Origin of the sequence: Chryseobacterium sp. SN22 (genome assembly GCF_008329705.1) — a bacterium.
In the GTDB taxonomy this organism is placed as follows: domain Bacteria; phylum Bacteroidota; class Bacteroidia; order Flavobacteriales; family Weeksellaceae; genus Chryseobacterium.
The window spans coordinates 1-15819 of the sequence record NZ_VTSX01000034.1 but is presented as its reverse complement, the minus strand read 5'-3'; the positions used below and the strand labels follow the sequence as shown (position 1 = coordinate 15819).

Here is a 15819-nt window from a genome sequence, read left to right as displayed (position 1 = left end):
ATTAAATAGTGATTATGAAAAAGCTGATTTTAGGTATGGCTTTCGTAGCATCTGCCTTTGTTTTCGGACAGAAAGATGATGTTAACGCTAAGCTCCAGGAAGCCAATAAAGCTGCAATGGACGCATACAATGCGAAAAATTACGCAGTGGCAGCTCCTAAGTTTATGGATGTGTATAACATCCTGAAAACAAGCGGACAGGACAATAAAGTATATATGTATTATGCAGGATTGAATTATGCGCTGGCTAATGATATTCCTCAGGCTACAAAAATATATACGGACCTGATCAATTCCGGGTATACTGGTGTTGAAACCACTTACACCGCGAAGGATAACAAAACAGGACAGGTGGCCAGCTATGATAAAAATACGTGGGACCTTTTGAAGAAAACCTCTTCAAAAGACTATTCGGATTTCAAAACCGAGCAGTCACCAAGCGTTGAGCAGGATCTGTATGAAACATTATCCACTTTGCTGATCAATGCTAAAAAGAATGACGAAGCTTTGGCTCTCATCGAAAAAGGATTGGCTAAATTCCCGAACAGTGCCAAGTTGAAAGAATATCAGGGAAGTGCGCTGTATGCATCCGGAAATACGGATAAATTTATGCAGAACCTGAAAGAGCAGTTAGCGAAGAATCCTAACGATGCCACCAACTGGTACAACTTAGGGGTGCTTCAGGCAAAAAATCCGGCAACAACCAACGAGGCAATGGCTTCTTTCCAGAAGGCAATCGAACTGAAGCCTGATTTTTCGAATGCTTACCAGAACCTGGTATATACGGCTATCGGTGATGATGAAAAAGCAGTAACCGAAATCAACGCTTTGAGAAAGACAAAACCGGACGATGCTACCAAACTGATCGAAGCAAGAAAGGAAAGGTTCAACAAAGCGATTCCTTATGCGGAGAAATGGATGCAGGCCATGCCGAACGACATCAATGCTGTACAGACCCTGAAAGATATGTACAATACCACAAGGAATACCGCCAAAGCCAATGAAATGAAAGCTAAAGAAGCAGAACTTCAGGCAAAGCAGCCGGCTAAGTAATTTCAGAATACTAAGAAATTATATATCAACCGGAGCATAATGCTCCGGTTTTTTTATTGGTTAAAATGAAGTAAACAATAGATTGTGCTGTTCAGGTTTAAAGTTTAGAGTTGATGAAACTCAAATATGTCCGGTATTAAAAAAGCTTCGTGCGCTCCGTGTTCAAGTTTAGTCCAATAGACAAGCGTTTGGTATCAATCGCATCCAGCATAAAAAAACCGGAAACTTTCAGGATTAATCCTGGGAAATCCATGTTAAAATTCTTTCCAATTCCGTATCTTTGGGGAAAATTATTACAAAAATGATCGAGTGGAAAACCGCCAGAGAATACGAAGATATTACCTATAAAAAATCCAACGGGGTAGCGAGAATCGCTTTCAACAGACCGGAAATCCGTAATGCGTTCAGACCCAAGACAACTTCAGAATTGTACGATGCTTTTTATGATGCCTACGAAGATCCTTCCATCGGCGTGGTATTGCTCTCAGGAGAAGGGCCAAGCCCTAAAGACGGAGGCTGGGCATTCTGCAGCGGGGGAGACCAGAAGGCGAGAGGACATCAGGGATATGTAGGTGAGGATGGAAGACACCGGTTAAATATTCTTGAAGTTCAGCGGTTGATCCGTTTTATGCCTAAAGTAGTCATTGCGGTGGTACCGGGATGGGCCGTAGGTGGAGGACACTCGCTTCATGTGGTTTGCGATTTAACTTTAGCCAGTGAAGAGCACGCGATTTTCAAGCAGACGGATGCCGATGTAACCAGTTTTGACGGTGGTTACGGTTCTGCTTATCTGGCAAAAATGGTCGGACAGAAAAAGGCCCGCGAGATTTTCTTTTTGGGCAGAAATTATTCCGCTCAGGAAGCTTTTGAAATGGGAATGGTGAATAAAGTGGTTCCTCATGCCGAACTGGAAGATACCGCTTATGAGTGGGCCCAGGAAATTCTGGCCAAATCACCGACCTCGATCAGGATGCTGAAATTCGCCATGAACCTTACCGATGACGGCATGGTAGGCCAGCAGGTATTTGCCGGTGAGGCAACGCGTCTTGCCTATATGACGGAAGAGGCAAAAGAAGGAAGAAATGCGTTCCTTGAAAAAAGAAAGCCGGACTTCGGAGAAGACCAATGGATATCTTAAAATATAAGTAATGAGTAATCAGTAATAAGCAATATTTCTATTACCGATTACCCATTGCCCATTACTCATAAACTATGACAGATTGGATAAAAGCCGCAAGGCTTAGAACATTGCCGCTTTCCTTAAGCGGAATTATCATGGGATCTTTTATTGCCCGGTGGAGACTTTACAATGAAGGGGGAACCTGGGACTGGAGAATCTTTGCACTCGCCCTGGTGGTGACTCTACTTTACCAGGTGCTTTCCAACTACGCCAACGATTACGGCGACGGAATTAAAGGAACAGATACCAAAAGGGCTGCCGAAGCGGAAGCAAGAGCCGTAGCCTCCGGGCGGATTACAGCCCAACAGATGAAAAATGCCGTGATCTTATTTTCCGTATTGTCTTTTATGGCGACCGTTGCGCTCCTATATCTGGCGTTTATACCGGATTATATGAATGAATTTTATATTTTCATCGGTTTGGGGATTGCCTGTATCCTGGCTGCAATAGGGTATACGATAGGAAAAAAACCTTATGGCTACATGGGGTTGGGGGATGTTTTCGTATTTATCTTTTTCGGGCTGGTTTCCGTTTGCGGAAGTTATTTCCTGTTTACGAAATCGTTCAGCTGGGACGTGCTGCTGCCGGGAGCGGCCATCGGAATGATGAGCATGGCGGTACTGAACCTGAATAACATGCGGGATATCGAAAGCGATAAACTATCCGGGAAAAACAGTTTTGCCCTTCGCATCGGCTTTAAAAAAGCGATGATTTACGAAATGGTGCTGCTTAATCTTCCTTTGATTTTTATTCTGATGTTTTTAGGCATAAACGGGTTTTTCCAGACGCAGAATTATTACGTTTTTATTGTCATGATCCTGATGCTTCCTTTAATGAGAATCAGAAGAAACATTATGACGGTAAAGAATCCCAGAGAACTTGATCCGTTTCTGAAACAGGTGGGGATGATTACCTTGATGATTGCTGTTCTTACGGCAGCCGGACTGAATCTGTTCCATTAAAATGTAAAGCGGTGAAGCTGAAAATGAGAAATAAAAGCTATACCGGTGCTTCTTATTTATCGGTAATTGCATCCGTAGGCTTTTTCTTCATCTTAATAAAAGAACTGCTGTTCGGTGAGCTTACATTATCCGAAATTGCCGTGACACCGGTTGTTTTAGGAATAATTTTAATGGTTGACCTGGTTGTTTCTTACCTTATATTAAGACAAATGATAAACTCCAATATTTTTATTCTTGTATTTCAATGCCTTATTATTGCCTGTTGTTTGTATTTGATTTACTACTACAGCGGGGTGTCAGTAAAAGTTGAACGTGTTATAACTCCATAAATTTTAAAATTAATTAAAAAATGAAAATACAATACCTGGGACAAAACTGTTTTTTGTTCACTTATAAAGACAAAACGATCTTGTCCGATCCTTTTTACAACTACAAAAAAGCCGAATCCGGATTCGATATTTCGGCTCAGAAAATCGATTATATCTTACTGACGCATGCGCACGGAGACCATATTGCCGACGTGGAAGAAGTACTGCAGCACCACCCTGAAGCAACAGTGATTGCCGTTCCGGAAATCTGCGGGTATTTTAAAAATGCGAAAAACACGGACGATGTGAACTTAGGAGGGTCGGCAAAAATCGGCGATCTTAAGATTTCCATGGTTACGGCCCACCATACAAGTTCGTTCCCGGACGGAAGCTATGGCGGCGTTCCTGTAGGATATATTTTCAGGCTTCCTGAGGGAAAAAACCTGTACATGGCAGGTGATACCGGTGTCATGGCGGATATGGAACTGTTTCCGAGATTATATGGCAATTTAGACCTTTCGATCCTTCCGGTTGGGAGCCACTATACTATGGGTCCTGAAGAAGCAGCTTTTGCAGCGACTGAATTATTAAAGACACCGAAAGTAATCGGATGCCATTTTGATACTTTCCCTGCGATTGAGATCAATCATGAGAGTGCAGTGAAACATTTTACAGACAAAAACGTAGAACTTGTTTTACCGAAACTGGGTGAAACGTTCGAATTTTAAATAGAATATTGAAAAGGTAATTTGAAAATGGGAATGCTGAAGGGTTTAAAAACAAAAAAAGATAATTTTCAAATTACCTCTCTTCACTTAAAACCAAAAAAAAATGGCAAGCTACCTAAATCACACCGCTACGACCAATTACCTTTGCTGCGTTCCCACCCTGGAGGATTCTCAGGAGCTGGTTGTTTAGGACTTGCCGTTGCAAAGGTAGGAATATTTTACAAAACTCAAAACATTATTAAAGAAAATTAATTGAAAAAACAGACTGTTGACGGTAGTTTGCTGAAATTCAGGCTGATAATTTTTTAAAAATTTTCTAAAAATTTAGATATGACGAAAAGCACTTCCACATTAGGAATTTTACTGTTTGGCGCTACGATGATCGTTTTTTTCGTAGTGTATTACTTCTTCTCAGGAGTTAACTATTTTGATATTTCATTGAAAGCCAATGCTTTCGTCTTGCCGATCATTTATGCCGGAACCGCATTCTGGTCGGTAAAATCCTATTGGAGCAGCCATCGGGTAGTGAGCTTCAGAGATGCTTTTAAAAGGGCATTCGTCCCGATGTTTATCGGAGGTATTTTATCCATTTTCAGTATTTATTTATTTTTAAATTTCGTGGATACCGATGCCAAAAAGCTGCTGAACTACCAATATGTGACCCGCCAGAAATCGGAAATGGACAAGGAATACCAGTCGGCAAGAAAGATTCTGAAGCACCAGAAAGACATCGACGAGCTGGATCAGAAATACAAAGAAAGGCTTCCGAGTTTCTCACCGGACGCCGTAAAAGGAAAAGATATGCTTACGGCCAGTCATTTTTCAGGATATTTTGCGGCAATACTTATATTTTACGTAGTTTTGTCATTGTTTTTCGGAGCGTTTTTCAGAACGAAAACGATCTATCAGGAAGAGCAGAATCAAGAATAATTTTTTATTAAAATTAAATGAATTTATCTATAGTTATTCCGTTACTGAACGAGGAAGCTTCTCTGGAGGAGCTTTTTTCCAGGATTGATAACGTTTGCCGGTCAAACGGTTTATCGTACGAAATCTGGTTTGTAGATGACGGAAGCACGGATTTGTCGTGGAGCATTATTGAGAACCTGAAAGTTCAGCATCCTCAGATCCACGGGATTAAATTTTCCAAGAATTACGGGAAATCCCAGGCGCTGCATGCCGCCTTTGAGCGCACCAATGGTGATGTGATCATCACGATGGATGCTGATTTACAGGATTTCCCGGAAGAAATACCGGAATTGTATACCATGGTCATCAATGAAAATTACGACATCGTTTCGGGCTGGAAAAAGAAGCGTTTTGATAACGTGATGACGAAAAACGTTCCTTCCAAGCTGTTCAATGCAGCAGCGAGAAAAGTTTCAGGGGTTTACCTGCACGATTTCAACTGCGGGTTGAAAGCTTATAAAAGACAGGTGGTAAAATCGATCGATGTATACGGAGACATGCACCGCTACATCCCGGTTCTGGCCGCCAATGCAGGATTCAGAAGGATTACGGAAAAAGAAGTACGCCACCAGGCCCGCCCTTACGGAACTTCAAAATTCGGTACCGAAAGGTTCATCCGGGGTTTCCTGGATCTGGTAACCCTTTGGTTTGTCAGCCGTTTTGGCGGAAGGCCGATGCACTTTTTCGGAGCCGTGGGTACATTGATGTTTATTGTCGGATTTCTTTCGGCACTCTGGCTGGGTCTTTCTAAGCTTATTGATGTAGCCAGGGGAATTTACGGACATCTGATTACCAACAATCCATGGTTCTTCATCGCGCTGACCATGATGATTATGGGAACCCTGCTTTTTGTAGCGGGATTCTTAGGGGAAATGATCATCCGGACCAACCGGGAGCATAAGAATTATAATATTGATGAAGTGATTTAACATGAAGAATATTTTTTACGCCATGGCGGTTTTTGCCTTGGTTTCCTGCGGTAAAGTTTCTCCAAAAGGCAACATCGAGCGGAAAGATGTAGATGTACCTGAGTTTGTAAACCTCAATCTGGAAGGAAAATTCCGGGTGTTTTATGCGAGAGGGAACAAAAACTTTGTTGAAATTGAGACTTATCCTAATGTAGCGGATAACCTTGAGGTTGAAGTGGATGATAAAACTTTAACCATCAGAGAAAAACGCGGAACCAAAGGTGTGGACTTTTATAATGTCACCATTTACTCCAAATACAATCTGGAAAAAGTGGCCATTTCCGATTCGGTAGAGATGAACATTTCCAGTGAAATTAAGACCGATAATTTTAGGCTTAATTTAAAGAATTTTGCTACTTTTATGGGTTCGGTAAATACACGTAGGGCAGAAGTGGAAATGCTGAACCGCAGCAGGGCCAACTTTCTCGGGCAGACCAAAGATGCCGTGATTAAAATTTCCGATACGGCCAGCCTGATCGCTCCGTACTGGAAAATCGAAAACCTGAACATCGAGTCCAAAAACGGAAACTATGCAGAAGTAAATGTCAAAGATTCCTTGAAAGGTCATGTTCAGAATACGGCAAAATTTACTTATTACAATGATCCGGTTCGGGCCTTTAAGATTGATAAAGATACTCGTGTGGAGAATAAGAAATTAGAGTAAACAGGAAGTGGAAGAGAAAAAAATATACAAAGTAGAATCATTAATCGCTATTGATCCGATGGATCATGTAAGGCTTCGTCCTAAAATGTATTTTGAAGATTGTTTTAAGGAAAACAATTTGAATTCTCTTGTAAATGGAGCTTTATGTCATGCTATCGATGAATATTTCGATAATAATTGCAGTGAAATAATCATTAGTGCCCAGTCTAATTCCATATATGTGAAATACAATGCAGGAATGTCTCTGGAAAAGTCATGGGATTTCACAATAGCTGAATGTGTTATGACAAAAATCGGAGCATGCAGCAATGAAAAAAAACATCTTGAAGTTGGTGATGAATTTTGCCGGGTCGGAATGGCAGTTATCAATGCTGTTTCGGATCAATGTGAATTAAAAACCGTCTGGAATAAAAAATCTGGACATTTTATTTTTGAACATGGAAAAACGGTTTTTCAAGAAATTTCAGAAGCTGATTCCTCCGAAGACTTCACAGCCATAAACTTTGAAATCAACAGGGAAATTTTTGGTGATTTTGTTTTTGATCGGAATACTCTTGAATTAAAAATCATTGAGCTGAAAAAAAGATTACCTGACTTAAAAATTGAACTTTTAAATTAGAAATAATAAACAATAAGGCTTGAGCGGCGTTAGAAATTTTAATCATCCATCACCCATCATCCTACAATAAACTAGACAAAATACAAATATGACAACATTAGAAAAAGCAAAACTTTGGTTGCACGAATCATTTGATGAAGAAACAAGAAGTGCGGTACAATTATTAATTGACGGCAATTCGCCGGATCTGGAAGACTCCTTTTACAGACCGCTGGAATTCGGAACCGGAGGGATGAGAGGAATTATGGGCGTAGGAACCAACCGTTTAAATAAATACACGTTAGGCCAGGCAACACAGGGACTTGCAAACTATATGTTAAAGCAGTTTCCGGGTGAAGAAATTAAAGTGGCTATTGCTTATGACGTAAGAAATAACTCTAAGGAATTCGGGAAACTGGTAGCGGACGTATTAACCGCCAACGGAATTAAAGTATTGCTTTTCAAAGACCATCGTCCGACGCCTGAATTGTCTTTCACGGTAAGAGACAAACACTGCCACGGAGGAATCGTTTTAACGGCTTCCCATAATCCGCCGGAATATAACGGATATAAAGTATACTGGAATGACGGCGCGCAGATTGTTCCGCCACATGATGAAGCGATTATTGCAGAAGTTCTTGCAGTTCAGTTCAGTGAGATTAAATCCCAGGGAAACGATGATCTGATCGAATGGATCGGAGAGGAGCAGGATGATGTATATATCGATGCCTGTATCGAAAATTCGACCTATCAGAATGTAGGAAAAGAAAATCTAAATATTGTTTTTACCTCCATCCACGGAACAACTTATACGACTGTTCCTAAAGCATTGGAAAAGGCAGGTTTCAAGAAAATCGACCTCGTAAAGGAGCAGATGATCCCAAGCGGGAATTTCCCGACCGTTGATTCCCCAAACCCTGAAGAACCGGCCGCCCTTGAAATGGCGATGGATCTTGCCAAGATTACCAATGCCGATATCGTGATCGGAACGGATCCGGACGGGGACCGGTTGGGAATTGCCGTAAAAAACCTGGATGGTGAAATCGAATTGTTAAACGGAAACCAGACCAATGCGATCTTAACCTATTATATCCTGAACGAATGGAGAAAACAGGGCCGGATTACCGGAAACGAATTCATCGGTTCAACGATTGTAACATCAGATATATTCTTTGATATTGCCCGGAAATTCGGTGTACAGTGCAAAGTAGGATTAACCGGATTCAAGTGGATCGGAAAAATGATCCGCGATGTGGAAGGCAAGGAGAAGTTCATCTGTGGCGGAGAGGAAAGCTTCGGATTTATGACGGGGGATTTCGTTCGTGATAAAGATTCCTGCGGAAGCATTGTCCTTGCCTGTGAAATCGCAGCTTGGTGCAAAGCCAATGGAAGAACCATGTACGATTACCTGATCGAAATTTACCAGGAAACCGGAATGTATTATGAAGGTCTCGTTAACCTGGTACGAAAAGGAAGAGATGGGGCGGAAGAGATCCAGAACATGATGAAAGATTTCCGCGAAAACCCTCCGAAGCAATTGGCTGGTTCGCCGGTAGCAGAGGTAAAGGATTTCAAAGAACAAACCAATTTCATCGTTTCAAAAAATGAAAGACTGGTGATGAACGAAATTCCGACATCGAATGTCTTGATCTATTACACCGAAGACGGAACAAAAGTCTGTGTAAGGCCTTCCGGAACAGAACCGAAGATCAAATTCTACATTTCGGTAAAAGAAAATCTTGCTTCTGCAGCCGATTTCAGGGATCAACAGAAATCATTGGAAGATAAAATCAACCGGGTGAAAAATGACCTTCAGTTGACATAATAATAAGTTATAAGTTATTAATTATGAATGATGAGTAACAGTATTATTAAAACAAAGAGTTTCGAATTTGCAGTAAGTATTGTTAAATTTTACAGGCAATTCAGCATAAAAAATAGGGAGTATGTTCCATCAAGGTAACTCTTAAGATCTGGCACTTCTGTTGGAGCCAATGTCAGAGAAGCCCTTAAATGCTCAGAGTAAGCCTGATTTTATTCATAAACTATCCATTTCCCAAAAAGAATGTGATGAATCAATCTACTGAATTGAGCTGTCATATGCTACTGATTATATAACCAAGGAAGAATTCGACGGACTTATAAATCCGGCGACTGAGATTTTAAAAATAATAAGAAGTATAATTATTACAAGTAAGAAAAACTTATAACTCATAATTAATAACTTATAATATTAATATAGTAACAATAAATAAAAGTAAAAGTGAAAGTTTCAAAATTAGCGGCGAACCTGATCGGTTCTGAAATTGTAAAAATTGGTAATGAAGTAAATGATCTAAAGGCAAAAGGAGCGGAGATTGCCAATCTTACGATTGGGGATCTGAATTCAAATATTTATCCTATTCCTGCCCAGCTGAAGGAGGAAATTCAGAAAGCTTATCAGAATAACCTGACAAATTATCCGCCTGCAAACGGACTTTTATCTTTAAGAAAAGAAGTTTCCAAAGATTTAAAGACAAGATGGAACCTGGATTATTCTCCGAATGATATCCTGATCACGGCCGGTTCAAGGCCTTTGATCTATGCCGTATACAAGACCATCGTTGATGAAGGTGACAAGGTGGTATATCCTATTCCTTCATGGAACAATAACCACTATGCTTACCTTACTTCTGCCGATGCAGTTGAAGTAAAAACAACGCCTGAAAATAATTTCCTTCCTACGGCGGATGATCTGAGACCTCATTTGTCAGGAGCGGTACTGGTAGCGCTTTGTTCACCGCTGAACCCTACCGGAACGATGTTCACCAGAGAGCAGCTTTCGGAAATCTGCGAACTGATCCTGGAAGAAAACAAAAAAAGAAGTGAAGACGAAAAACCATTGTACTTAATGTATGATCAGATCTACTCTAACCTTACCTTCGGGGCAGAGCATGTAGATCCGGTATCCCTGTTCGCTGAAATGAAGGAATATACCGTATACATCGACGGTATTTCCAAATGCCTGGCAGCTACGGGAGTGCGTGTAGGCTGGGGGTTCGGTCCGGCTCATATCCTGGATAAAATGAAAGCGCTTCTGACGCACGTAGGTGCCTGGGCACCGAAACCGGAGCAGGAAGCGACGGCAAAATATTACGAAAACCCGGAAGAAGTAAATGCTTTCGTTGAAGATTTCAAAGGGAAGCTGGAAACCAGCCTGAAAGTTCTTCACGGAGGAATCCAGGATCTGAGGGGAAAAGGTCTTGCCGTGGACAGCATCGAACCGATGGGCGCGCTTTATCTTACTATTAAACTGGATTATATCGGTAAGACCAGACCTGACGGAGCGGTAATCGGAAATTCTTCTGATCTGGTGTTCTATCTGATCAATGAAGCAGGTGTTGCTTTGGTTCCTTTCTCTGCTTTCGGAGAAGAAAAATCCGAGCCATGGTTCAGAGCTTCTGTTGGTGGCTTGGCTACCGGGGAAATTTCAGCCATGATGCCGAAGCTGGAAAATGCTTTGAACGCTTTGAAATAATAAAAATATAATATACCTATTTAGCAGTGTAGCAGTTTACCAATTGTTACACTGTTATATTTTTAAATTGTTACATTGGAAGAATATGAAGATTCTGCAAAGATATTTTCTTGAAACCCGGTTTCTGAGCTATTCTACGGTGGTAATTGTTACACTTGTTGTTTTGAGCGTCTGGATTTCAGGAGTCGGTTCTCATCGGTCCTTGTTTCAGAATTCTATTTTATCAACATCTATTTTAGCAGCTGTCCTATTTTTGTTTATCAGTTTGGGACTTTACTACGGTCTAAAACTAAAAGATAATATAGGGCCTATCGTAAATCGGGAGAAAATAACAGAATACAAAAAGAAGCGGCCAAAAGTTGACAGTTTCGATTTGCCGGATATCAGTTTCGGAGGAGAAGCAGGATGTGGAGAATTGATTTTTTCCGTCATCTTATGGATTTTATTTTCAGTTGTGCTTGTTTTTCTTCTTTACTTTTTAGGTGTTTTCTTTTGGATTGTTATTTTGCTGTTTACCGCTACATTATACTGGATTTTTTTCCGGGCTTTGCGTTTGGTGTTTAAAATTCAAGGTATTGTAAAGGAAACATATTAAAAAGTTTCGGTTTTGGATTCTTTTATTCATTCCTGTATATTTCATGGATCTACGGAATTATATTTTTAGTACATTATTTAAAATAAATCATCATCAATATTTTGTAAAATGAAAATTATTGCAGTAATACCCGCACGTTACGAAGCCAGCCGCTTTCCGGCCAAGCTGATGCAGATGTTAGGGGAAAAAACCGTTATTACAACAACTTATCAAAATGTAGAAGAAACCGGTCTGTTTGATGAAGTTTTTGTCGCGACCGATTCGGAAATTATTTTTAATGAAATCGTAAACAACGGCGGGAAAGCGGTAATGACCGGACCGCATGAAACGGGAAGCGACCGGATCGCAGAAGCCGTCCAGAACATTGATTGTGATATTGTGATCAATGTGCAGGGTGATGAACCGTTTTTAAAATTAGAGCCTCTGCAACAGCTGATCGAAGTTTTCCGGAATGATGAAAGCCAGGAAATTTCCCTGGCTTCCTTAAAAATAAAGCTTCATGAAAAAGAAGAAATCGAAAACCCAAACAATGTAAAAGTAATTACCGATAACAACGGTTTTGCATTATACTTCAGCCGCTCCGTTATTCCTTTTCACCGGGAGATTTCTTATGAGGTCGATTATTTTAAGCACATCGGCGTTTACGCTTTCAGGAAACACGCGCTGATCCAGTTTTCAAGACTGGAAATGAAGCCTTTGGAAATTTCCGAAAAAATAGAATGCATCCGCTACCTGGAATACGGCATGAAAATCAAGATGATAGAAACCAGTTTTGTCGGCGTGGGAATCGATACACCGGAAGATCTCGAAAAAGCGAGAAAGTTAATCTGAAAATTTGCCGATAGATAATTTTGAAATGTGATAGGGGTCTCCTTTTTTCAAATTAAAAAAGCCTTATATTTGAATTTATAAAAAGTATTAATGAAGAAATTACTGTTAGCATTTATCCTGGTATGCTCCCAATTATGTTTGGCTCAGACGGCAAAAGAAATTATTGATAAAAATATCGAACTTTCCGGAGGACTCACCAATTGGAAACTGCTGAATTCCGTACTGCTTCAGGGAAAAGTAATTCTGGGTGTGAAAGACGAATACCCGATCAAAATCTACCAGCAACGCCCGAATCTTACCAAAACCGTAATTACCATTGGAGGAAAAGATACGGCGATTGAAGGCTACGACGGATCGAAAGGTTATGCAATGAATTATGCAACCAACAAAGTCCAGGAATACGCCGAATATGTTCCGGAAAGTTTCGACAATGATTTTATCGACTGGGAAAACAAAGGTTTTGAAGCAAAATACCTCGGAAAAGAAAAGATAGGAAACATTTACTGCCATAAAGTGGAACTGACGAAAAATGTCAATAAAAACATCTATTATTTCGATACAAGGAGCTATATGCTGCTGAAAGAAGTAAAAAAAGATGAAACGCTTGTATATTCTGATTATAAAAAAATCGGGAATCTGTCCATGCCTTTCCGAATAGAGTCTTCAAGCACCAAAAAAGACGGCGATTATGTTATGCTGATCAACAGGATCGATATCAATAAAGTATTTCCGGCCAATACCTTCAAATTTTAATCAAAAAGAATTAAATTAAATTATGAAAAAATTGTTTTTAATGTTTCTTTCTGTCGTAGCTTTTTTCAACAGCTGCGCCCAGAAGAAAAGCGATGCATCCAAAACCAAAACCAATGAACTTATGGGAAAATCAATATATGATTTCAAAGTTGATGCCCTGGAAGAGGGAAAGCAGATCAACTTTGCCGATTTTAAAGGGAAGAAAATCCTTATTGTGAATACCGCTTCGGAATGCGGATTTACGCCTCAGTATGCCGATCTTGAGAAAGTTTCGGAAGACTATAAAGACAAACTGGTTGTGGTAGGTTTTCCTGCAAACAACTTTGGCGGCCAGGAACCGGGCAGCAATAAAGAAATCGGTGCCTTCTGCCAGAAAAATTATGGGGTAACATTTCCAATGGCAGCCAAAGTATCTGTAAAAGGCAATGATACAGCGCCTATTTTTAAATATTTAACGGAGAAAGAACTAAACGGTGTGAAAAACACAACCATCCTTTGGAACTTTACCAAATTCTTAATTGACGAAAACGGAAAACTGGTTGATTCTTTCGTAAGCACCACCAAGCCTACGGATCAAGCCATTACAAAGTATCTGAAATAAATAGTATTGATGAACTTTTGGGATCGGTTTGAATCTTGTATCATCAGCGGAGCAATAGGAGATGCATGGGGGAGCAGCTATGAGAATGAAGTTAAAACCGACGATTCGCAGATTTATTATTTGGGAGAAAAGAAAATCAGATCCAGGCGCTGGTATATAACGGATGACACGCAGATGACCATGGCAACCTGCGAAGTTTTGTCTGAGGGTAATTACTCCTGAGAATCTGATTAATAAATTTACAGAATATTACAGAAGCCACAAATTAATAGGAATCGGGGCTTCTACACTTAAGGCAATTCTGGATAATGAAGCAGGAATCCATTGGAGCCAGGCTGGAAGGACCGGAGAATTTGCCGCGGGAAACGGCGGAGCAATGAGAATTGCTCCTTTCGCATTTTTCCCTGATGTTACCCGGCAGCATATTTTTGATGCCTGTAGGGCCACGCATAGAAACGATGAAGCATTTGCCGGTGCTTTAGCGGTTTATTTATCAATAAAAGCTATCCTGTATTCAGAATGGAATGGCAATAATAATCTTCTGGATCTTATTATTCCTGAACTACCTGATACAGGCGTAAGAGACAGATTAATCCAAATTAATGAGAAGGGATCAAATTCATCGATTGCAGAAATGGCACAACTGGGAACCAATGGTTTTGTAGTGAATTCCGTTCCTTTTGCTATTTATTGTTCAACAAAGATTTTAGATTTAGGCTTAGAAGAAATGTTCAGGCAAATTATCAGTGCAGGTGGCAATACCGATACAAACGCTTCGATCGCAGGACAAATCGCAGGTGCATTGATTGGAACTGAAAATATTCCTCATCCACTCATTCTGAAACTGCAAAATCTGCCTGAATACGAATGGATCAGACAGGTTATCAATCAGACAAAACTTAAAATATCTGAAATTAATCATTGCCTTTCTCTGCAAAACAGAAAATATTTCCGAGTTTAATGCTTGAATAGCCGTTGCTTTTAATTTTAGAAGAATTAATCATGGCTTTGGCCAGAACACTTGTAGGCAACGGTTTCTGGCTCTCCAGTAAGCCCAACCGGTTGGCAAACTTAATAATGCGGCTGCCTAAAACTTCTCCCGGCCGGTCGGAATCCTTCCGCTCCAGCATACCCGGCTTGAAGATAGTAATTTTGCTGAAATGCAGCTGCTTTACCGCTTCTTCCAGCTCGCCTTTCATCCGTGAATAAAAAATTTTGGATTTTGGGTCAGCGCCGTATGAAGAAACCAGAATATAATCGTCCACGTTATTTTCTTTGGCCGCTTTTGCAAATTCATACTGGTAATCGAAATCGACTTTACGTTGGGCTGCCTTGCTTCCGGCTGCTTTTAAAGTCGTGCCGAGACAGGAAAAAGCAACATCGCCTTTTACTTCATTTTTCCATTGTTCCGGCTTTTCGAAATCCACTACATGCACCTTCAGCTTACCATTCTGAATTTCAATCGGTTTTCTTACAAAAACTTTAATCTCATCGAAATCCTGATCCTGAAGCAGCTGATTGACCAAATCTTTTCCTGTGGCACCCGTAGCACCGATAACTAAAGCTTTCATACTAATTGAAATTTAAGGTGAATGATGTTTCTTTCTTAAATTTACTAAATTTGACCTGAAGTAAAAAATATTACCTCTCACAAATCATTTATTACCCATAATTAATTAGCCATTACTTATTATTCAAAATATGGATGCCAACGAAATCTTAGACTATTGCCTGGCCAAAAAAGGAGTAACTGAAAGCTTTCCTTTCGACAATGAAACACTGGTGATGAAAGTAGGAACAAAAATGTTTCTGCTGATGTCCCTGGAAAGGCAGCCGCTGCAAATCTCTGTGAAAACAGATCCGGAATGGAGCAGCGAGCTCCGTGAGCAATATCCGCAGATTACCGGAGCCTATCACATGAACAAAACCCACTGGAATTCCTTATTGTTAGACGGCTTAAAAAGAGAGTTGATTTTTGAAATGATCGATCATTCATATGAACTCATTTACAAATCACTGACGAAAAAAGCGAAAGAAGAAATCGGAAATTCTTAAAATAAATTTTTCATAAAAAATAAGCCTGGAAATAATTA

Annotated in this window: 17 protein-coding genes, 1 other RNA gene and 1 pseudogene; 17 read left to right on the top strand and 2 right to left on the bottom strand. The window is 40.2% G+C overall.

The features are described from left to right. Positions 1-14: 14 nt before the first annotated feature. From FY557_RS18510 to FY557_RS18490, 5 genes are all read left to right on the top strand, one after another. Complete coding sequence (locus tag FY557_RS18510) at positions 15-1052, top strand: tetratricopeptide repeat protein (RefSeq protein WP_149248721.1); 1038 nt, start codon at positions 15-17, stop codon at positions 1050-1052. Positions 1053-1353: 301 nt separating this feature from the next. Then, positions 1354-2190: a 1,4-dihydroxy-2-naphthoyl-CoA synthase gene (locus FY557_RS18505; RefSeq protein ID WP_149248720.1), complete on the top strand. Its 837-nt coding sequence runs from the start codon at positions 1354-1356 to the stop codon at positions 2188-2190. Between the two features lie 74 nt (positions 2191-2264). Beyond that, the gene (gene menA / locus FY557_RS18500) at positions 2265-3194 is read left to right on the top strand and encodes a 1,4-dihydroxy-2-naphthoate octaprenyltransferase (RefSeq protein ID WP_149248719.1); all 930 of its coding nucleotides are present in this window, start codon (positions 2265-2267) and stop codon (positions 3192-3194) included. Between the two features lie 11 nt (positions 3195-3205). Continuing rightward, positions 3206-3523: a hypothetical protein gene (locus FY557_RS18495; protein ID WP_185151768.1), complete on the top strand. Its 318-nt coding sequence runs from the start codon at positions 3206-3208 to the stop codon at positions 3521-3523. A gap of 20 nt (positions 3524-3543) precedes the next feature. Then, positions 3544-4230: a metal-dependent hydrolase gene (locus FY557_RS18490; RefSeq protein WP_149248717.1), complete on the top strand. Its 687-nt coding sequence runs from the start codon at positions 3544-3546 to the stop codon at positions 4228-4230. A gap of 101 nt (positions 4231-4331) precedes the next feature. Here the strand turns inward: FY557_RS18490 and ffs are convergent. Continuing rightward, an RNA gene (gene ffs, locus FY557_RS18485) (signal recognition particle sRNA small type) lies at positions 4332-4429 on the bottom strand. 131 nt (positions 4430-4560) lie between these two features. On the opposite strand from ffs, the gene FY557_RS18480 reads away from it, so the two are divergent. The 11 genes and pseudogenes from FY557_RS18480 to FY557_RS18420 all read left to right on the top strand — a co-directional run bounded on the left by FY557_RS18480 (position 4561) and on the right by FY557_RS18420 (position 14687). Beyond that, positions 4561-5160, top strand: coding sequence for a DUF4199 domain-containing protein (locus FY557_RS18480; RefSeq protein WP_149248716.1), 600 nt, complete (start codon positions 4561-4563; stop codon positions 5158-5160). A 17-nt stretch (positions 5161-5177) separates the two neighbouring features. Then, a complete protein-coding gene (locus tag FY557_RS18475) occupies positions 5178-6128 on the top strand; it encodes a glycosyltransferase family 2 protein (protein ID WP_149248715.1) in 951 nt (316 codons plus the stop codon). A 1-nt stretch (position 6129) separates the two neighbouring features. Then, positions 6130-6831: a GIN domain-containing protein gene (locus FY557_RS18470; protein ID WP_149248714.1), complete on the top strand. Its 702-nt coding sequence runs from the start codon at positions 6130-6132 to the stop codon at positions 6829-6831. A gap of 7 nt (positions 6832-6838) precedes the next feature. Beyond that, on the top strand, positions 6839-7450 hold the full coding sequence (locus FY557_RS18465) for a hypothetical protein (RefSeq protein WP_149248713.1): 612 nt from the start codon (positions 6839-6841) through the stop codon (positions 7448-7450). An 88-nt stretch (positions 7451-7538) separates the two neighbouring features. Continuing rightward, positions 7539-9254, top strand: coding sequence for a phospho-sugar mutase (locus tag FY557_RS18460; RefSeq protein WP_149248712.1), 1716 nt, complete (start codon positions 7539-7541; stop codon positions 9252-9254). Positions 9255-9692: 438 nt separating this feature from the next. Beyond that, a complete protein-coding gene (locus FY557_RS18450; RefSeq protein WP_149248711.1) occupies positions 9693-10946 on the top strand; it encodes a pyridoxal phosphate-dependent aminotransferase in 1254 nt (417 codons plus the stop codon). An 85-nt stretch (positions 10947-11031) separates the two neighbouring features. Continuing rightward, positions 11032-11541, top strand: a complete 510-nt coding sequence (locus tag FY557_RS18445) for a hypothetical protein (protein ID WP_149248710.1) — start codon at positions 11032-11034, stop codon at positions 11539-11541. A gap of 108 nt (positions 11542-11649) precedes the next feature. Continuing rightward, complete coding sequence (gene kdsB, locus FY557_RS18440; RefSeq protein WP_149248709.1) at positions 11650-12372, top strand: 3-deoxy-manno-octulosonate cytidylyltransferase; 723 nt, start codon at positions 11650-11652, stop codon at positions 12370-12372. A gap of 90 nt (positions 12373-12462) precedes the next feature. Next, entirely contained in the window at positions 12463-13125 is a 663-nt protein-coding gene (locus FY557_RS18435) for an outer membrane lipoprotein-sorting protein (protein WP_149248708.1), read from the top strand. Between the two features lie 22 nt (positions 13126-13147). Next, positions 13148-13726, top strand: a complete 579-nt coding sequence (locus FY557_RS18430) for a glutathione peroxidase (RefSeq protein WP_149248707.1) — start codon at positions 13148-13150, stop codon at positions 13724-13726. Between the two features lie 9 nt (positions 13727-13735). After that, positions 13736-14687: pseudogene (locus FY557_RS18420) on the top strand (ADP-ribosylglycohydrolase family protein). On the opposite strand, the gene FY557_RS18415 reads toward FY557_RS18420, so the two are convergent. Then, positions 14641-15297 carry an NAD(P)H-binding protein gene (locus tag FY557_RS18415; protein WP_149248704.1) on the bottom strand — a complete coding sequence of 219 codons (657 nt, stop codon included), beginning with the start codon at positions 15295-15297 and terminating at the stop codon, positions 14641-14643. The pseudogene FY557_RS18420 and the gene FY557_RS18415 sit on opposite strands and share 47 nt — an antisense overlap. 130 nt (positions 15298-15427) lie before the next feature. On the opposite strand from FY557_RS18415, the gene FY557_RS18410 reads away from it, so the two are divergent. After that, positions 15428-15781 (top strand): MmcQ/YjbR family DNA-binding protein, encoded by a 354-nt coding sequence (locus FY557_RS18410; protein ID WP_149248703.1) that lies wholly within the window; start codon positions 15428-15430, stop codon positions 15779-15781. Positions 15782-15819: the final 38 nt, after the last annotated feature.